The sequence below is a fragment of the Psychrobacter alimentarius genome (genome assembly GCF_001606025.1).
GTDB lineage: Bacteria > Pseudomonadota > Gammaproteobacteria > Pseudomonadales > Moraxellaceae > Psychrobacter > Psychrobacter alimentarius.
In genome coordinates this window covers 211,082-231,038 of sequence record NZ_CP014945.1, presented here as the reverse complement: position 1 = coordinate 231,038, position 19,957 = coordinate 211,082, and the positions used below count along the sequence as shown (strand labels likewise).

The 19,957-nt window shown below is 42.9% G+C and carries 19 protein-coding genes; 6 read left to right on the top strand and 13 right to left on the bottom strand.

Translation table 11 applies throughout. The annotated features are described in order from the left end of the window. Positions 1–479: 479 nt before the first annotated feature. Positions 480–683 (top strand): CsbD family protein, encoded by a 204-nt coding sequence (locus tag A3K91_RS00965; RefSeq protein ID WP_062843613.1) that lies wholly within the window; start codon positions 480–482, stop codon positions 681–683. 804 nt (positions 684–1,487) lie between these two features. Beyond that, complete coding sequence (locus tag A3K91_RS00960; RefSeq protein WP_062843612.1) at positions 1,488–1,955, top strand: hypothetical protein; 468 nt, start codon at positions 1,488–1,490, stop codon at positions 1,953–1,955. Between the two features lie 106 nt (positions 1,956–2,061). On the opposite strand, the gene A3K91_RS00955 is transcribed toward A3K91_RS00960, so the two are convergent. From A3K91_RS00955 to A3K91_RS00920, 8 genes are all read right to left on the bottom strand, one after another. Next, positions 2,062–2,373: a YqfO family protein gene (locus A3K91_RS00955; protein ID WP_062843611.1), complete on the bottom strand. Its 312-nt coding sequence runs from the start codon at positions 2,371–2,373 to the stop codon at positions 2,062–2,064. Positions 2,374–2,437: 64 nt separating this feature from the next. Further along, positions 2,438–3,070, bottom strand: coding sequence for a DNA-3-methyladenine glycosylase (locus A3K91_RS00950; RefSeq protein WP_062843610.1), 633 nt, complete (start codon positions 3,068–3,070; stop codon positions 2,438–2,440). Between the two features lie 34 nt (positions 3,071–3,104). Beyond that, positions 3,105–3,530: an N-acetyltransferase gene (locus A3K91_RS00945; RefSeq protein WP_062843609.1), complete on the bottom strand. Its 426-nt coding sequence runs from the start codon at positions 3,528–3,530 to the stop codon at positions 3,105–3,107. Between the two features lie 409 nt (positions 3,531–3,939). Further along, entirely contained in the window at positions 3,940–4,653 is a 714-nt protein-coding gene (purC, locus tag A3K91_RS00940; protein ID WP_062843608.1) for a phosphoribosylaminoimidazolesuccinocarboxamide synthase, read from the bottom strand. A 128-nt stretch (positions 4,654–4,781) separates the two neighbouring features. Beyond that, positions 4,782–5,096: a hypothetical protein gene (locus A3K91_RS00935; protein WP_416231966.1), complete on the bottom strand. Its 315-nt coding sequence runs from the start codon at positions 5,094–5,096 to the stop codon at positions 4,782–4,784. A 124-nt stretch (positions 5,097–5,220) separates the two neighbouring features. Next, positions 5,221–6,126: a 4-hydroxy-tetrahydrodipicolinate synthase gene (dapA, locus tag A3K91_RS00930; RefSeq protein WP_062843606.1), complete on the bottom strand. Its 906-nt coding sequence runs from the start codon at positions 6,124–6,126 to the stop codon at positions 5,221–5,223. 418 nt (positions 6,127–6,544) lie between these two features. Continuing rightward, positions 6,545–7,750, bottom strand: coding sequence for a hypothetical protein (locus A3K91_RS00925; protein WP_062843605.1), 1,206 nt, complete (start codon positions 7,748–7,750; stop codon positions 6,545–6,547). A gap of 236 nt (positions 7,751–7,986) precedes the next feature. After that, positions 7,987–9,351 (bottom strand): Do family serine endopeptidase, encoded by a 1,365-nt coding sequence (locus tag A3K91_RS00920; RefSeq protein WP_416231989.1) that lies wholly within the window; start codon positions 9,349–9,351, stop codon positions 7,987–7,989. 673 nt (positions 9,352–10,024) lie between these two features. Between A3K91_RS00920 and A3K91_RS00915 the strand changes: the two genes are divergently transcribed. Next, positions 10,025–12,322 (top strand): cation:proton antiporter domain-containing protein, encoded by a 2,298-nt coding sequence (locus A3K91_RS00915; RefSeq protein WP_084387211.1) that lies wholly within the window; start codon positions 10,025–10,027, stop codon positions 12,320–12,322. 129 nt (positions 12,323–12,451) lie between these two features. Here A3K91_RS00915 and tmk read toward each other — a convergent pair whose 3' ends face one another. Together tmk and mltG are read right to left on the bottom strand one after the other, a co-directional pair. Continuing rightward, entirely contained in the window at positions 12,452–13,162 is a 711-nt protein-coding gene (gene tmk, locus A3K91_RS00910; RefSeq protein ID WP_084387370.1) for a dTMP kinase, read from the bottom strand. Positions 13,163–13,254: 92 nt separating this feature from the next. Next, positions 13,255–14,538, bottom strand: coding sequence for an endolytic transglycosylase MltG (gene mltG, locus A3K91_RS00905; protein WP_062843604.1), 1,284 nt, complete (start codon positions 14,536–14,538; stop codon positions 13,255–13,257). 169 nt (positions 14,539–14,707) lie between these two features. Between mltG and A3K91_RS00900 the strand changes: the two genes are divergently transcribed. Beyond that, positions 14,708–15,472: a DpnI domain-containing protein gene (locus A3K91_RS00900; RefSeq protein WP_062843603.1), complete on the top strand. Its 765-nt coding sequence runs from the start codon at positions 14,708–14,710 to the stop codon at positions 15,470–15,472. A 97-nt stretch (positions 15,473–15,569) separates the two neighbouring features. Further along, positions 15,570–15,761 (top strand): DpnD/PcfM family protein, encoded by a 192-nt coding sequence (locus tag A3K91_RS00895; RefSeq protein WP_062843602.1) that lies wholly within the window; start codon positions 15,570–15,572, stop codon positions 15,759–15,761. A 17-nt stretch (positions 15,762–15,778) separates the two neighbouring features. On the opposite strand, the gene A3K91_RS00890 is transcribed toward A3K91_RS00895, so the two are convergent. Continuing rightward, on the bottom strand, positions 15,779–16,768 hold the full coding sequence (locus tag A3K91_RS00890) for an aminotransferase class IV (RefSeq protein WP_062843601.1): 990 nt from the start codon (positions 16,766–16,768) through the stop codon (positions 15,779–15,781). Between the two features lie 15 nt (positions 16,769–16,783). Continuing rightward, entirely contained in the window at positions 16,784–17,458 is a 675-nt protein-coding gene (locus A3K91_RS00885) for a hypothetical protein (RefSeq protein WP_062843600.1), read from the bottom strand. Positions 17,459–17,844: 386 nt separating this feature from the next. On the opposite strand from A3K91_RS00885, the gene aroE reads away from it, so the two are divergent. After that, on the top strand, positions 17,845–18,705 hold the full coding sequence (gene aroE, locus A3K91_RS00880) for a shikimate dehydrogenase (protein ID WP_062843599.1): 861 nt from the start codon (positions 17,845–17,847) through the stop codon (positions 18,703–18,705). Between the two features lie 95 nt (positions 18,706–18,800). Here aroE and A3K91_RS00875 read toward each other — a convergent pair whose 3' ends face one another. Then, complete coding sequence (locus A3K91_RS00875; protein WP_228139881.1) at positions 18,801–19,931, bottom strand: FUSC family protein; 1,131 nt, start codon at positions 19,929–19,931, stop codon at positions 18,801–18,803. Between the last annotated feature and the right edge of the window lie 26 nt (positions 19,932–19,957).

The following is a 19,957-nucleotide window of genomic DNA, read 5'->3' as shown; positions in this document are numbered from 1 at the left end:
TCTATCAAATTCATTGGGTCAAATGTATCCACTGTCTATCTATAGAAGCTTTATAAAGTACTTACTAAATATGATGATTATTAAATATAAAAATAATTTCAACTATAAGCCTATAGCCATTTCTCTAAAAAGTATATCATTAAGTGTTTAACACCCGTACATAGATTTGGGACAAAGGTGTTAAGCGACGCTATAACCGCAATTATTTTTGCTAAATTTGCTTACGGTTTTTACGTAGATTACTGAGAAAGCGCGTCAGTTATTACACAAATAAGCGGCTTATAACACAGAAGTGTAAATCACTATAATGGAGAAACACTCTAAACATTGCCTATACAGACAAGTGGATTAGGAATGCCTATATTAGATATCACCAGTTGGCTCATATATGAGCTTGCTGAGTAAAAAGTTAATGAATAAAAGACAGATGGAACAATTGTCTTTACAACCACTTTGATAATAATAGAAGGAATATAATAATGAACGAACATACTCTAAAAGGTGACTGGAACCAGATGAAAGGCTCAGTAAAACAAAAATGGGCTGATCTTACTGATGACGATTTATTACATGTTGAAGGCAGTCGTGATAAGCTAGTAGGTAAAGTCCAGGAACGTTATGGTCATAACAAAGAAGACGCTGAACGTGAAGTTGATGCTTGGCGCACTGAAAATAAATACTAATTTTATTCAGTTACTACTTGATAAAAGTTAAATCGTCTTATGAGCAATAGATAAATTAAAGATACCAGACAATAAAAAACCGTATGATGATTCATACGGTTTTTTTAGTTTGCGCCATTCATGAAAAATCAAACGATCGCGTATTTGCCATTTGATAGATGTTAACACGATAATAAATAAGCAAAACCCAGATACGATAAAACCGCATAACACTCTTGTTATGCGGTTTTATTGTTAACCATCCATGTTACCTATCACCACTGCTTCCTATGCATCCTTGCATGATATTCAGTATATTGTGATACTGGGCATCCTGCCCTTTTTACTACACTTAACAGCATACTACTGCTGTCACTGGCAAAACTTATGTGTCCTTACTTCATTTATCATCATCATCCTGATTCTAATAAATGACTCATTATCCTTAATGCGGTTCACTCAATCATTGAGTCACACTTCCTAATGCCGTATGAACATAATGCTTGAATCCTAACCTGCTGTTAAGTCGCGTAAGCGTCATTACGTGTAAGCATATGCTTACAACACTCTTATTATTAAACAATAATTACAACTTATTAACGCACAGGACACGTAATATCAAGCTTTGTCACTTATTATAGATAATGTAAGAAAAGATTTCTAAATATAGAAATTGTCTTTTATATTTTAATTATCTTCAAAAGCTACCTGATATACGTATTTTGAAATGTGATTTTTTACCATTCATAACATGCAATACCTTTTTGGCCACTAATAACCTCACTATTAGCCAGCTATCTTAACCCTATCATAGGACATTGGATTATGAACTTCTCAAACCTTTTTTCATTTAAGACAGTGGTCTCTACGAGTCTGGTCGCTGCATTCTTAGGTACTACTGTCGGCTGTACCGTTGCAGGTCCAGGTTATGGCTATGACAATCGCCCTGTTTATCGTGATAATAGTAATAACGACAATGCTAACTATAATCGCGCTAAGCAGCAACTACGCGAAAACTTGCGCCGTCAAGGCTATCAAGTCATGGATATCAGATCTGATAACTACCGCGGTGATCGCGCCCTAACGGCCCATGTTAGAAAAGACAATCAAAACTATGAGCGTCAGTACGCCTACCCTAGTCTTAGACTGATTAGCTCAAATAGAACTGGTTGGTCAAATAATGGGGAGCACAATAAATATGATAAAAAGCATCCTAATAAAAATAAGTACAAGAACAAGGGCAAACATAAAGACAAGTATCATGATAAGCGCAACAAGCATCGTTGGTCTTAAAACGCGTTTACGACTTTGACATCACTACGCTATGGATACTTTAGGTCAAATAAACCCACTGCTGGTTTATTTGACCTTTTTTATGCTTTAAATAATATCAATGCCTTTAAAGTTCCAATACCTTAATCACATCATAGGCGGGCGTTTCATAAGGGTGGGTATGTTTTAATGCAGCAATAGTCGCTTCAATGGCGTTTTCCTCAACCACCATCTCCACTCGCCACTCATCAACGGTTTCAAGACAATTGTGTGTGCCAATATGCGGTGTACTACCAGTCAATGGCATGAATTGTCCTGTGCCCTGCACTTGCCAGCAGCACTGTTCATAATCACCGATCGTCCCTGCGCCCGCGGCAAACAAAGCCGACTTTACTGTATCTAGGGCATCATTGGGAATGAATACTGTCAGCTTATACATGTCTCTACCTCATAAAATGGCGTTAAGATAAAAGTGGCTATGTGCACAGCATTTGCACAGATGCCTATTTTTTGGATAAAGAAGGGTGATCCGTCCATACATAGCGTAATAGCCAGTCTTTGGCGTCACCAGCATAATCGATCCCAATACGAGGGCGCAATGATATGGGCGGTGCACAGCCATCATCTTCTATCCAGACATCGGATGTAGGCTCAATTGATTTTCCATATAAGTCACGGTCAATCTGCAAACGTTTTGTGAGTTTGCCCGGACCAGCAAACTGTTTGGGATGAGTCAGTTGCTTGTCTGCGCTTTGATATTGCTCATCAATCAGACGATCACTATCTTCTGTCAAAAACCCTGCTCGAATCAAAACCGATTCAGGCGACTCGGCAACCGCTGTAATCATATTGAGTAAGTAATGGATGCCATAGGTTAGATAGACATAAAATACGCCGCCTTGTGCATACATGATCTCAGTGCGTTCCGTCCGCGTTCCTGCATGGGAATGACAGGCAGGATCTTCTAAACCAATATAGGCTTCGGTCTCAGAAATGCGCATTCGCAAAACTTTTTCTGATCCGTCGCTGTCGGTCAGTTTTCGACATAGGACCTTACCTACCAAATCAGCGGCCACCACACAGGTTGGACGCGTAAACCAAGCTGGCTCTAAAACAGTTGATGAAGCAGTAGACATTAGCGAAGCCTTTTCTTACTTGTGAAATTGGAAGTTATATACTTGTGCTCATGGTGTATTCCTGACGTCCTGTATGCTCATCAATTTGTTCGCTGACAACAGTAAAACCTTGCGATAGATAAAAGTTAAAACTTGGCTCATTTTCTTTATAAACAGAAAGAACAATATTTTCCCTTTGCTTTTTTGCATGGTTCATTAATTGCTTACCGATACCTGCTCTCTGATTCTCAGGAGATACAAAAATAGCAGCCAAAGTATTTTCATGTAAAGAATAAAAACCTAGTACTTTGGACTCTCTTTCGTAAACATAATTTTCTGAAGCTGGTATGTAGATATTCCGCATATTATTTACTTGCGACCTCCAAAAATCAGGCGCAATAAAATCATGTGCTTCGATAGACGCTCTTAACCAAATATCCAACAATATTTCGATGTCATCTTTTCTGTATTTTCTAATCATCTCTAATTTCAACTCATAAATAAGAATTTAGGGTATACTCTAATATGATAATATCTTTTTAACATTTAGTAGTTTGGCTGGTTCATATCTTTGTCTATCAGAGTAGAGTGGTCAATTTTAAATATCGGATACACCTCAATAATAATTCTTTTAGCGTATGGCTCTTGATAGTTCAAGTATGCTCAATATTAATGTTTCATCTTGATATATAAGCAGATATAGCTGAAGGCTTAATATCTGTATAGTGCGCCAATTGTAAATAGACTATGACTATTTTAGTACGTTAAGACGTCGATACTATTGGCCTACAACCAAAAATTCAAGTCCTCATTAGGAAACCCAAATTAATTTAATACCATAAAAAAACTGAGCACATGGCTCAGTTTTTTTAACGTTAACTATTAAATCCTTAGCTCAGTGGCACACCAATACGGTTAGCTACTTCTTCATAGGCTTCGATCACATCGCCTAGTGACTGACGGAAACGATCCTTATCCAGTTTCTTCTTAGTCGTCTTGTCCCAAATGCGACAACCATCTGGAGAGAACTCATCTCCTAATACGATGCGGTCATGGAATACGCCAAATTCTAATTTAAAATCAACCAGTATCAAATCGCCTGCTTCAAACAACGCTTTTAATACATCATTAACTTGATATGTCAGCTCTTTCATTCTAGCCAGCTGTTCTTCAGTTGCCCATTCCAGCGATACTGACAATGATTCATTGACCATCGGATCACCAAGGGCATCATCTTTATAAAACAACTCATAAGTAGGCGGCGTCAATGCTTGGCCTTCTTCTAAGCCCAAACGACGAACCAAGCTGCCTGCCGCAAAGTTGCGAACCACGCACTCAACTGGAATCATGTCCAAACGCTTGACCAATACTTCGTCATCAGACAACTGCTTTTCAAAATGCGTTTCAATGCCAGCATCTGCCAATTTTTGCATGATAAAAGCGTTAAAGCGATTGTTGACGACACCTTTACGTGCCAATTGTTCGATACGCTTGCCATCAAGCGCTGAGGTGTCATCACGGAAATGTAGAATCAAAAGATCATTGTCTTCTGTTTCATAGACAGATTTGGCTTTACCTTTATACAGCAGTTGTTGCTTTTGCATGAGAGGAGTCCTGTTCGTTCAAGCTTATGTGGTAAAAACGCGCAGCTACCGCTGAGTCTTTATATTACTACATTAATCTCATTAGATTAATTGCAATAAAAGCCAGCGGTATAAAGAAGGAAATAGAATTAGTTTGCGGGTGTGCTCACCGTGCGCTGAGGTTTTGGCAGTTGATACTGACTACCTGATTCATTCTGTAGTATCAGCGTATTTGCCCCTGCATTTGGTGTTGGGTACAGTGGTACAAATGGGGCCGTTTCTTTATCAGCTGGTAGCGCTATTGGCGCAAGCTTTTTACTTTGCTGATACTCTAAACTGCCATTGTCACGCTTACCAAGTACGTTTTTCACACTTTGGCAGCCACTTAATACGATGGTACTACCTAAAACTAGGGTCAGCATCGCAGGGAATATTTTTGCAGTCTTTGATGATACTGTCATCATGTTATCTCTCTGAGTTAGCAATGATTGCTCATTTGAGCAATTGGCTTATTGTGTTTACAAGATCTTAGATAGTCATGCAATGCTTATGTTATCACTCATATGCTTCGCAATTATCTGCTCAATTTTACAATAAGTTCGCTTTGACTAAGGCGTTATCAATGGTCGCATGATGTTGTTCTGCCAACCATACTAATGGTAAGCGAATACCTGTATCTATCATGCCCATTTTATGTAGGGCGTATTTCGCTGGAATGGGGCTCGACTCAATAAATAAATCACGGTGTAAGTGCTTAACGACATCATGGGCTTTATTGGCCGCATCAAAATCACCGCGTAAGCCTGCGGCAAAAGTGTCGCTCATAGCTTTTGGCGCGACGTTGGCAGTGACTGAGATATTGCCTTTACCGCCAAATTTCATCAATTCAAGCGCTGTACCGTCATCGCCTGATAGCACAACCATTCTATCACCAACCGCTTTGATGAGTTGCTCACCGCGTAGTGCAGAACCGGTAGCGTCTTTAATCGCAACGATGTTTTCGATATCAGCCAAACGTTCAACCGTTTCTTGAGCAATATCCACGACCGTGCGTCCAGGGACATTATAAAGCATCTGAGGTATGTTGACCGCCTTGGCAATCGCTTGATAATGCTGATATATGCCTTCTTGAGGGGGCTTATTATAGTAAGGCGCGACCAACAAGGCACAGTCTGCACCAGCATCTGCTGCATCCTGAGTCAGTTTAATCGCTTCCATCGTATTGTTAGCACCTGTTCCAGCGATAACCGGTACGCGACCTTTGACATGCTGCACAAAATAACGAATGACATCGCTGTGCTCTTGCATAGATAGGGTTGCCGACTCACCAGTTGTACCGACAGCAACAAGACAATGAGTGCCTTGCTCAATCTGCCAATCTATGAGGTCTGCCAGACGTTTATAATCAACCGTGCCGTCAGGATGCATGGGCGTTACCAAGGCTACCATTGAGCCTTGTAGTCGGGTTTTGATCTCGTCGTATGCTGTGCTCATAACCGTGCCTTACTGTATTATCCTAGCTTTTGTCAAAGCTGTCACATGATAGGTCGTTTGCAAGTGTCCATTGATATGGTAGCACCCATGAATGTGTGCACTTATAAAGACCATGGCCAATTTCTTGCTTGATAACTTCTTGCTCAGTATTATGCTGAGTATTTGGCTGTTATTTATGGCATTGATAGCGTAGATTTTGAACGCTAACACCAGTATTGCCAGTATTGTTGCCAATCACCAAATATGCCTTTTAAATAAGAAACTCATAATAATAAAATCGCCTGCTAGTGTAGCATATTTTGATTTAACCGCTATCAATCAATTATCCGTCAATAGCATTAATGAATACCAAATCGCCTCTTATTTTTCTTTTTAAGCATGATAGCGATGGCCTCAACCTCATATCTTTTCGGCTTAATTAGCGAATGGTCAACACATCGATAGTAGGACGATATAAGCGAAAAGGCAAGCCTCGCGTGCCGACACCACTACTCACAAATATCTGTGCGCTACCATATTGATATAAACCGTGCTGTTTACTCATACGGTTGTTTCTTAGCAAGGCGGAGCGTTCTTTATTGCGCTGGATATCTTTTTGTTTTTGCGCCAACCATATATTTTTTTGAGTTGTTTTTGCCGCACCCGTGATCAATAAAGGGCGTGGTTGCACCGATCTTGGCAAATGACTAATACTATCAAATCGTGATGCTAAAATAATAACAGGCTGAGAGGCATGAGTAATTTTGTCAGCAAGCGCCGCTTTGGCTGCTTTACTGGGAGTTTCAACCTCAGTCGTTGGTTGAGGAATATCTTGCCAGCCGCACAGCAATGCGACCACAGGATTATTTTTTGTGCTTTTTTTCTTGGTTAGCTTTTGAGCATTTCGGGAGTAACTTGACACGCTGGCTACTGAATGGCCCTTTGCAGTTGCCGCGCAGGTCAGGGGCAATGACGTACACTGCTGACCAATATAACTGATATCCAGTATGTCAAAAGCGCTGGCCAACGTATCTTCTAATAAAGGCTGACCTTGCTTTGTAGTATTAATCGACTGATAACGCAGATCTGAGACGCTCATCACAGTATAGATGGGCTTATTCACACCTTTGAATAGCATGAGCTGCCCAACCAAATCAGCGCTCGGGTAATACAACCAGTCGCCTGTAATCATGACCGCATCCGCTGATAGCGCATTGATGGTAGCAACCAATTTACGAATGTGGCGCGGCTTGCCACTATATAAACCAATACGCAAATCCGCCAGTACAGCGACAGTCAGCGGTGAGGACAAACTCAAATCAACCGCATGATGCTCTACGCGCAAACGATTGGGCTGTACAATCACTGTATAAAAATACAACCCCATGACCAGTATTGCCAAGACTAAGAATGATACGGCGTCTTGCATCATCGGTAGCGTCTTTTGTAACCACCCCAAAACCAACAGCACTATCCAAACAGGCATGGTATAAGCAGCATAATACAATATCAACTTGACCCAAATACGCAAAAAACGCTTGGTGGGATTGGCATTGAATGTCTGTAGCCCTGACCACAGTACTATATACGCTAGCAATGCTGCTGCCGTAGAAGTACTGAGTATATAAAAAGCATGGTCAGTCATAATTACCTGGTAGTTACTGAAGAATAGGAGCCTATCAAATGGCTTACTCTATGTTAGAACGCATTGAGCAATAAATCTATCACTCATGGCGTCAGTTAGTGACGGCTTTTGGTCATTTGCCAAAAAAATCAGCCATTATAGAGGTCAAGCTCTGTGATAGACAAGTACAATTATCGACTCGCTCTCCATACTATCCTGAAGCCCAGTCTCTATTATTGCATCTGCGACAGTGCTATTTACTCAATGCGTAGACCGATAATACCAGGCACACCTTGACGAATAACCTCGATAGTCACCACACCTTTTTTGGGTAATGATGAGATCGCACTTGAAAAATCTGCCACTTTTCTGATTGGTTTTTGGTGGAAATTGGTAATCACATCGCCTGCCATGATACCAGATCGCGCTGCCAAACCAGTTGGATCAACGGTGGTCACCAAGATACCTGAGCTTTTGTCTACACTGATTTCTGCTTGTTCATCGGCTGTCAGGTTACGTAGACGCAAACCCAGTTGTATATCGTTACTTTGCTGATCGCCACCTTGTGCTCGCACGTCATCGGGTGCATAAGTAAGCTTACCACTCACTGTCATCTGCTGACCGTTACGTTGGATTTGGGCGCGAAATGTATCGCTGGGTTTTGCACGATTTAGCAGATTGAGTAAGTCTGAGGCACGCATAATTTGTACATCATTATATTGCAAAATGATATCGCCCGATTTTAGACCTGCTTTTTGAGCGGGTGAATCTGGAGAGACACGGGTCAATAATGCCCCTTGCGGACGTGCTAAATTGTAAGCTTCTGCCAAATTGCGATCAATGTCTTGAGGATAAATACCCATATAGGCGCGCGCCACTTCTCCGTTCGTTTTTATCTGCTCATAAATATCCATGGCAGCATCAATCGGAATCGAGAAGGACAGCCCCATATAGCCGCCAGTACCACTGAAGATACGTGAGTTAATACCAATCACTTCACCGCGCTGGTTAAACAATGGACCACCTGAATTGCCAGGGTTGAGTGCCACATCGGTTTGGATAAAGGGTACACTGATCTCGCGTGAAAAGCTGCGTGATTTGGCACTGACAATGCCCGCTGATGCTGAATAATCAAAACCGAATGGCGAACCAATAGCAAGTACAGGCTCCCCTACTTTTAAGGCATTTGAATCCCCAATGGGTAGCGCTGGGAACTTACTGCCTGCCACCTTAAGTACTGCCACATCTGAGCGCTCATCACTACCCACCAAGGTTACATCCAGCTCTGTTCTGTCATTAAGCGTGACCGTGATTTTATCAGCCCCTTCTATCACATGATGATTGGTCAGCATATAGCCATCAGAAGTCACAAAAAAAGCCGTGCCATAAGCATGCTCAACCGCTGGTGTGGTGGCCTGATCTGGAATACGTAGGCGATCACCAAAGAATTGTCGCAATAATTCGGCCGTTTGCGCTTTTGCAAGCTCCTCCTCACTGACTGTTTTTGTGACGTTGACGCGCGCAACCGCAGGCGTGACTTGTTGTACGAGATTAGAAAAATCCGCAGTGGTTACGGCGGCTTGAGCAGAAGTCAAGGTCGTTGCAGTGATGCCAGTTGCCATTACTGTGCCAACAGCAAGCGCCAATGCACTGCGGCGTAACCAATGTTGCATACTAAGTTTAGTGCGCGCTTTGAATATAGTGATAGGCATATCGTCCTCTGCATGAATGATCAATTATTATTAAGGGCCATATTGGCTGTTATCGGTCGTGACTTGTATAAGCTAAAGTGATCTTAGATAATGTCGCCTGCATAGCTTTCGCTCTGTTTAGCGTTTTATTAGATCAGTTATTGATGTCGTTGAGGCTGTTTATTCTTACTCACGCTTCTGCAGTTACAAAGTATTTGTGCTGATACGGTGGTAATTCCTATCATGATAGGTAAGAAATAAAATCATGGTATGATAGCAGCCAAATAATTTCTCAAAAAACAAACGTTGAATTTACTGACAGTAAGTTTATCAAATTGACGATCATCACTCTTATTTTTCATCTTTTGCATTTCTAAAATGGCGTTATATGTTTGGGAATGCTTTTGTCTCTACTACTTTATAGTATATATATCATATTTAGCTCATGTTGTGATTCATGATGGCTATCATTGTTGTAGCTCAGACTTTATAAAAAGATGCCATTATCAACAGACGCTTCTAATTATCACGCGACTGGCGACAGTTTTTCTATAAAAACGATTGATAGATATAAAATATGACAAGATTATAAAAGGATCAACTTATGGATACCGCCCTATTATTATCTGGCGTGGTTGGGATTGGTATTGCCGCCCAATGGTTGGCTTGGTATTTAAAGCAACCGTCCATTTTATTTTTATTGCTAATTGGCATTATTGTAGGACCCGTATTAGGCGTTTTCGACCCTGATTTGGTGCTTGGGGAACTCATGTTTCCTTTCATCTCTTTGGGTGTGGCCATTATCCTGTTTGAAGGCTCACTGACATTGGAATTCGATGAGATCAAACAGCATGGCACCGTTGTGCAGATGCTAGTCTCAGTTGGCGTTCTGATTACCATTGCTATCGTTGCCCTATCGACGTACTTGTTATTCGATGTGGACCCATTGGTCGCTCTATTGTTCGGTGCGCTGGTTTGTGTCACAGGTCCCACCGTAATCATGCCTCTACTGCGTAGTGTGCGTCCCAATAAGACGATATCTAATATCCTAAAATGGGAAGGCATCATCATTGACCCAATCGGCGCCATTGCCGTGGTATTGGTCTATGAGTACATTATTTCAGGCGGCGAAGCCAGCAGTATCTTACTGTTTGCTAAAATCGTGGTATTGGCGACCGCACTTGGTATGGCTGGTGCTTGGCTGTTGGCGTTTCTGATGCGCCGTCACATGATTCCTGAGTTTTTGCGTAATGTGTTTACGCTTGCCTTTGTGCTGGTATTGTTTTCGGTCTCCAATCACTTAGAACACGAATCAGGTCTTTTAACCGTCACGGTCCTAGGTGTTGCCTTGGCAAATTGGCCAAAATTTCCACGCGAGACCATTTTAGAGTTTAATGAGTCTTTGACCATTCTTCTGATTTCAGTGCTCTTTATCATTCTTGCAGCTCGTGTGGAGTTGGCAAGCTTGCTCAGTGTTGGTTTTGCAGGCTTAGTATTACTCGTTATTGTCATGTTCGTGGCGCGTCCACTATCTGTGTGGGCCTCTTCGATCGGCTCAAACCTCAAAACCAGTGAAAAATTCATGATCAGCTGGATTGGGCCACGTGGTATCGTTGCGGCTGCCATTTCGTCGTTGTTTGCTATTCGTTTGCAAGAGTACGATATTCAAGGGGTTGAGTTATTAGTGCCGCTCGTCTTTATGGTCATCATCGGTACGGTCATGATTCAAGGCTTGGGTGCAAAGGTAGTCGGTAATTTGCTGGGCGTACGTGAGCCTGAAACCAACGGTATTCTGATCGTCGGCTCAAACCCTATTGCCCTTTTGGTGGCCAGCTCTTTGAAAGACCAAGGTTTTGACGTCATTGTCGCCCACAACAACTATACCAATATTGCCCGCGCTCGCATGAGTGGGCTACGTACTTATTTTGGTAATCCCATTTCTGATCATGCTGATCGACACCTTGACCTGATCGGTATTGGTCGTTTATTTGCCATGAGTATGGATAAAGAGATGAACACCTTGTCTGAGATTCATTACCGTCATGAATTTGGTGAGCGTAAACTGTATCGTCTCAAATTCAGCGACGAAAAAGCCAGAAGTGAGCGTGATGACAAGCAATCAAACTTCCATTCGCAGTGGCTGTTTGGCAAAGATGTGACTTATACCAAGCTTGCCAGTATGCTGTCAAAAAAGGCCCGTATCAAAATCACCAACATTACAGACAGTTATAGTTTTGAGCAGTATAAGGCAGATAACAAACAATTTGTGCCGCTCTATACTATTGACAAAGAAGGTAAGTTGCACGTTATTACCGATAAATTCGATGGCAATGTGCCACGCGATCGCAAGCTTATCTCACTGGTGGTCGAGGATGAAGTACAGCCAAAGCCTGTAGATGTCACCCCAAAGCAAGAGCAAGCGCGAATGGCAGCCGATGCCAGCTTTGAATCCAAATCCAAAGCGCCTGAAAAGCGTAAAGAAAAGGAGCTGAGCGATATCAGTGCTCAAGCAGCAGCGCAAGAGTCTGTGGCAAATATAGAAAAAGACGGTGAGCAAAACATAAGCAATGATTCCTCGCCAAAACCAAGCAGCTCAGAGACTTTATCGGACACCGTAACATCCTCTAAGGATAAAGCGACAGAGTCAAAAGATGCCTCTACTAACCCTGCGAATAAAGGCGTGATGTCCGCCAACTCAACAGCGACGTCGAAGACCAAAACCTCTGGCAGTAGTACCAATGGTAATGGCAATGCCCCAAAAAACAAAAAAGGAGGCCTTGACCCAAATCGCCTGCCTGATTCTGGTCAAGACAATACGGCTAGTGCAGACGTTGATAGTCCTAAAACGTCTGAACAAAAAGAGCCTGAGAAAAAAGACTCAAGCAACGCAGACAAACGTTAAAAGTTTCTACATAAAATGCTTATAACGAAAAAAGCCTCAACGTAATGTTGGGGCTTTTTTATGCTGCTTATGGCACAAGGCTTTTAACCTTACTATGCTTCTTCAAGGCTGTTATTTTTTTAAAGGTTGCTATTGGGCAAGCAGTTTTTCTTGTACCATCTGCCAAACTCGCACGCCAACCTCATCTGCACTGCCTGACGCATCAATACGTTGTATCCGCATAGGATAATCACTAGCTAGCACGCTGAACCCTTTATGAACCCACGTAAAAAACTCGGTGGCTTGCTGCTCAAACCGATCAGCAGCACCGCGTTTGTTAGCGCGTGCCATCCCTTCTAATACTGGCAAATCTAACCACAATGTCAAATCAGGTAGTTGCAGTACAAACTGACTGATCAGCCCATCGATCTTAGCACGCATAACATCATCGCCATGTCCGCGTCCAAACCCTTGATAAGCAATGGTCGAATCAGTAAATCTGTCACAGATCACCCATACACCACGCTGCAACGCTGGCAAAATGACTTGCTGCATGTGATCGCAGCGCGCCGCAAATAACAGCAATAGCTCAGTATCGTCCGTAATATCGGTGGCTGGATCTAATAATATCTCACGTAGACGCTCTGCAAACGGACTACCACCGGGCTCACGAGTACGCAGATAGTCGATGCCATTTTCCTGCAAGCGTGAGCATAATTGTTCAATCGCTGTGGTTTTACCCACACCTTCAGTGCCTTCAAAACTAATGAAGCGACCTTGATTGGTCACGTGTGACGTTTTCGGTACGTTAGATGAGACATGATTGGATAAGGAAGAATCGGCTTGCGAAGAGACTGACATGGTATGACCTTTTGCCATTAATGAGCGTTATATGTGCTGTTATAACGCTCATTAAATGATAGGTTGCTTGATAAACAATGACTAAAAATAACTTACTGCGGCGGTGTTTGCGATCTCTTTTCACGCATGACACCCAAATACTCTTTTACGGCTTGATTGTGTGCATCTAAGCTATTGGTAAATTTGTGCCCACCTGTACCAGTGGCGACAAAGTACAAGGCATCGCTATCGGCTGGATGTAAGGTTGCTTCAATAGCAGAGGCGGAAGGCAATGCGATTGGCGTTGGCGGCAAACCATCAATTTGATACGTATTATACGACGTTTTCTCATCGATGTCGCGGCGGCGAATATTGCCCTCATAACGACTTCCCATCCCATAAATAATGGTCGGATCCGTTTGCATACGCATGCCTTTATTCATACGGTTATTAAACACCGCTGATACCAAAGGACGCTCGTCAGGCACACTGGTCTCTTTTTCGATAATAGATGCCATGACTAAAGCTTCATAAGGACTCTTATATGGCAAATCTGGGGCACGATTTTCCCAAGCGTCCGTGAGTGCTTGCTGCTGACGTTTGTATAAATCCGTCAATACCTGTTTGTCGCTGGTGCCTTCTCCATAATAATAAGTATCCGGAGCAAACCAACCTTCAAGATTGTGATTGACGATAGGATCATTACTGTTGACCACCTCATCTGGCAATATACCAGCCAAATCCAGCGCTTTCGCGATACTGGCATTGTCACTATCGGCAGTCAGTACCTCTTTTTTGATGCCCGGATTGTCACGTAGCGATTGATATAAGTCTTTAGATGTTTTGCCTTCGATAATCTGTACTTTTACCATGGCAGCTTTTGCGCCTTGTTCGAGCACTTGCAGCGCCTCAGCCATGGTCGGATTTTCTGGTAGTTGGTAAATCCCTGCATGTAGCGGCGCATCAACTTGCGACTTGATATATAGCTTAGCAATACTGGCAGAAAACAGAGGTATCTGCTGTTGCCACTGCGGTAGCAAACCATAATAGGTCTGACCTTTCTCAATCGTGACCATCTTTTGTGGCTGATCGATGCGTCCAAACAATGTCTGATACACCATGACTAAGAAAAACGCCGCAATGAGTCCAAGCACAAGCAATATTTGATAGCCGCGCTGCATAAAAAACGATTGGTTGTCCGTTTTATACTTACGCGGCTTATTATCACCACTGATGAGTGAGACATCTGTCGCAGGTTTACCCTTTACTTCTTCTACGGCAGGCACATCTGAGTCTGTGGGCGTGGTATCAGCACGTTGACCAACATCACTATCTTGTTGATTTGATGAGGTATCATTAGGACGTTCAGGAGGCGTTTCAGATGTAGGCTTACTCATGGCAACTCGCGAGGCAGATGTTTGCTAGAATTTAGCACTGAACTGTGGGATTTTCAATGGTATTTGCTTAGCTTGTGAATTAACTGGATACTGGCACTAAGCAGCATGGCTTAATATTCCCACTTTAGATATGTGCTTTTGCGACCCTCTTTTAATAAAAGAAGCTATTATGAATCTACATTTTGATCAACGTCTTGCCAAAAATTATCACTCTCAAGCGCAGATTATTCGTGTGCTGAGCGAAGCTTGGGTCAAAAATAATGGCTACTGCCCGAATTGCAACACCCAGCCGCTAAGAGAATTTGCGAATGGTAAACCTGTTGCTGATTTTTATTGCTCTACCTGTACTGAGCAATATGAGCTAAAAAGTAAAAAAGCGACCTTAAGCAATATTATTAACGATGGCGCTTATAAGACAATGATTGAGCGTATCAATAGCGACGACAATCCAAGCTTCTTTTTTTTGACATACTCAAAAGCGCTGACGGTAAATAATTTTATGATTATTCCTAAGCACTTTTTTACACCTGATATCATTATTAAACGCAATCCTTTATCAGCAACGGCCAAACGTGCAGGTTGGATCGGCTGCAATATCGACTTACGACACGTACCAGAATCGGGAAAAATCTTTTTAGTAAAAGACCAGCATGTGATACCTCGTGATAACGTCACACAGCAATTTCAAAAAACCTTGTTCTTACGTGAGCAATCTAGTACTTCGCGTGGTTGGACACTGGATATATGGCAATGTGTTGACAGACTTGATACCCATTTTTCTCTCAATCAAGCTTATGCTTTTTCTGATGAGCTACAGCTCAAACATCCTAATAACAATCACATCAAGGATAAAATCCGTCAGCAATTACAAGTCTTGCGTGATAAGGGTATTATTGAATTTATAAATCGCGGGAACTATAGAAAACTATACTAAGCATTTTGCATTTTTGATTACAGAAGACGATCATTTGTATTTGCTCTTTTTGCTAGGATCACAGGCACAATAAATCTAGCTAAAGGGAAAACGGCACATGACGAACGAAATAGGCTTAACCACTTATCAAATAGAAATCGTTGAAACTATGAGTCGTATTGTTGAAGTAATGGCGACAGATGATTCGTCAGCCATTCTACAAGCTCGGACAATATATAGAAACGAAGACGTTGAGTTGTTTTACGATGACTTGATAGATACCAAATTTAATATTTTTGATAAAAAATAGTGTTTTGTACACACGTTTTACAGCATTGTCACTACGCTATCATTCAATAACGTCAGATTAGCCATCGGCATGATACCGCGCAAGGCATTGCAAAAAAACAAGCGCCTTAAAAGTGGCAAATCATCATCTTGCAATGGCCTGATGATAACTGGATAGGCTGTATGGGACAAAGCATCTATAATCACTTGTCGCATCACGCCAGCAACGCCCGATTGCGTCAAAGAAGGCGTATACCATTGACCAGTCATCAGATAATTAGAATCCTCTTGGACGGTATCAATGATGTTTTCCGACTCTAGAGACTGTGGTTTTGTTACTGGCGCATCCGCTAGCTGATAGAACACATTACTCATCGTGCCCTCAATCCAGCAGCCATTCATGTCTCGCAGCAGCCCTTCTTCAATGCTTGGCTGTGCAGGAGTATGTGATGATGAGTCAGATGATAATAAGTGTGATTTGATGCGTTGTAGCTCAGCACTTGCCATCACGGTATCGAGCCGGTTAAGACTTTTTAACCCTGCTAATGGTGGCGGCAAGCAAGCAATTTGTGCTGATAAGCAAATGGCTCGACTAACTGGCTGTATAGGAATGAAGCGCCCATCTGGTAAGCACAGCTGCTTATCAGTTGCGACCACCATATCTGAGGATTTTAGCCAAACGTCACAAGCGCTCCCAGACGCATTGGATATGTAGCCATACCCACGGATAGCTTGCGCGGCTCGCACAACGATAAGCTTGAGCACCCCTTGTTGTAAGCACTGAGCATGCGTTGTTAAGGCAGTTATTAAAGAATGACTATCTAAATCGAGTTGCAGTGCTTTTTGATGGGAGATGAGACGCTGATGATGATAATCCAACCACAGTATCTGCCCGTCAATCACACCCATGGTGGTAAAAAAACCATCGCCATATGCCAGTCCACGATTGTCCAACGACAAAGTAGCTTGCGTAAGATCTGTCTCATTTTCTGATGAGTGTAGACAAAACCAGCTGCTAGACATCGGCATTGCTTCTCTCACAGCTTAACTGTTATTTTCTGGCGCTTCAGATTTATTGATGACCAGCATACAGCTATAAAATTCACATTTTGCCAGTTCTACTTTTTGTCCGCCGACCACTTTATTTTTGGTGATTTGACTGTTAAGCATATCACCAACCATCTTACCGCCTTCATCACCCATTAATTGACGGGCAATTTTGTATGCTTTTTTGGCATGGTTTTGGCTCAGCTCTTTTTCTTTATCAGAGTCGGTAGGATTGGCATAATACCAGCCAAGCTCCAAGTATTTTTCAGAGTCAATCAGATCCAAATAAGGCGCATCAGCCTTCATAAAACGGTATTTGGTAGCCGCATTACTGGCGTAGTCCAAGCTGTTCTCATCGGTGCTTACCACTTTACCAAAAGTCGACTTAATCTCCTCTAGCTTGTCAATACCAAGCGGCGTCACCTCACCCGAGCCCCAAGATGAAACATCATATCTCACCGGTGTGGCTTGCGCAGTAGTTGCCCCATCCAAGTCAGCAGTCCCAGCAGCACTGTCTTTTGCTGGCGCATCATTGGCGCTTGCCTGCTCGCTAGTGTTTGCATTAGCATCTTGATTTTGGGCATCGCTTTGGCTATTGTCACAGCCACTGAGCGATACACCAACCGCCATTATCATACCGACCATTAAGGTCTGCAGGTTGTTATTCCACATGGACAATTTACTCACACTTTTAGATTGGTCTCAAAATAGTATTAACGAGCGATCAAAGAAGCCGCTGATAATGAACAATGTTTTTACTGACAAGCTTGTTTAGCTCTTAGCGTTTTACAACAGAACCATCACTAGAGCAGACCCATATTTTTTTGCAATCTATAGTTTACCCAACTGCTTAACACTTGACTACCCTTTACGTTACGGATAACGGTCCCAGAGAGTACAGATTTGTTAAGGACCTTCCATATCAAAACCTCTTGCTTATTCAAATGGTTATTCGCTCCGTCTCCAGTTTGTCAAACCTTACCGTATCCCTTATGATAAGCGAGCTTTAACGACGCTCTTATTCATGAGTTTTGACTCTCACCGCCAGCGGAATATTTATGACTCAGCATTTTATAGTGATTGGCAATCCGATTGCCCATAGTAAGTCTCCCAAAATCCATACGCTATTTGCCGCACAAACGGGCATGGATATCAGCTATCAGCGTCAATACTGTCCCAATGATGCAGACAGCTTTACCGCGGTGGTCGAGGCGTTTTTTTACGGCGGCGGCGTTGGTGCCAATGTCACTGTGCCATTCAAACAAATTGCTTATGCATTCTGTGCGGCGCGCGGCGGCTTGTCAGCACATGCCAAAATTGCAGGCGCAGTCAATACGCTCTTATTAAACAAGGCTCTGTTGGATAAGGGCGTACCGCTAGCAGAGGCTATTTATGGCGATAATACCGACGGTCAAGGATTGGTCAATCATATAAAAAGTCTGAACTGGCCACTAACATGCGCGCGCGTTGCCATTATCGGTGCCGGCGGCGCTGTTCGCGGTATCATACTGCCCTTGATTGAGTCAGGCATCGCAACAGTAACCATCGCCAATCGAACCGTAAGCAAGGCGGTAGAACTGGTTGAAGAGCTGAGCACAGCCAGCACTGTTATTGATGAGCAGCAGATTAAAACATGCAGCACCGCAGAACTAGAGGGATCATTTGATATTATCATCAATGCCACTTCTATTGGCTTATCAGATGATAAACTACCACTTAGCCATGATTTAAATTGCCAATACGCCTACGACTTGATGTACGGGCGCCCGCTACCATTTTTGCAGCATTTTGAAGCTCGCGGGGCACAGACCTCTGACGGTTATGGCATGCTAATTGGACAAGCGGCGTTAAGTTTTGAGCGTTGGACAGGCCACCGTATTGATGTTACAAAGGCGACGGAAGACTTAAATAAAAGCTAAGCGGTCTATATGCTAAGTACGCAAAAAAGCGCATAAACTGAGTCTATGCGCTTTTTTTACGTACTTTTTTGAACACATACTATCTAATACATCATTTATGAAAAACGCGCCAGTAGCCAATTTTCCATACGCCGTAACGGCACACGTAAATTGGTCGAGTGCATGACGACTCCGCCAGCCAAACCCACTAAACACCCAATCGCTGTGTCGTATAAACGCGCACGCATCACCACTTGATAGGCTTGTTCAGAAAATGGCAAACCACTGCCATATTCAGCAATAAATATGGTCAGCGGCGTGATAAATATTACGGCCAGTCCATAATGCCGATCAACCAAATTTTCGATAAACAGCATCATGATCAAGACTGTTAATGCCACCCCCCATATCGACAAGTTCCAAGACAACATCCAACTGGCCAGTCCCACACCCACGATCGTCCCGAGCAGACGATGTATTTGTTTGATCCATACCGTACGTAAATAAATCCCTTGAATAATCAGAAAACAGCTGATTGCTGCCCAATAGGGATTGGAGAGGTTCAAAACCAAGGTGACAAACAAAGCCAAGCTCACAAAACCCGCCACAATGATACTTTCGGCAATCGTATCTGGCTCATAACTATAGGTAGGTGTGGGCGTAGAGGGACGTGTGGCAAGTAAAAACAGCGAATACAGTAGCGACAAGACAATCGCAAAACCACTCCCCAGCATCACTAGGCCTGTGGCTGGCATGATATCTTCTAAAGGCAGCGGTATAAATAATGCAATCGCTCCTGCCATCAATATAAACAAACCTGCTGGCGGCGGCTGACGATAATAACGACCAAGAATGACCACACCAAAAGCCATGAGTGTAAATATCGGTAATATCAATGCGGGAATATGCTGTGCCATCAAGCCTAGGGCAAAGCACAATGACATCGCAAAGCCCCATGCCATCACTGTCACCAACCGATAAGGCAACTTACCAACCAGTGGGGTATTCAAGATAATCATCGCCCCAAGCGATGCCTTGATACCAGAGGGCAATGCTTCAAAATAAGCGCCGACAAATACAGGAAAGCTGATAGCGATTGCAGCGATAATCGGCATATGCCAAGGTCGCTTGCTACGGTTCACTGTCAATAAATGCGACAGCTCACCACTGAGTAAAATTTTGATGCGAGCAAACCATTCTGTTAGCCAAGATGCTCGCTTTGGCTGGTGCTTTAATGCACTCATCATTGGTGCTCCTTATACTATAGACACGC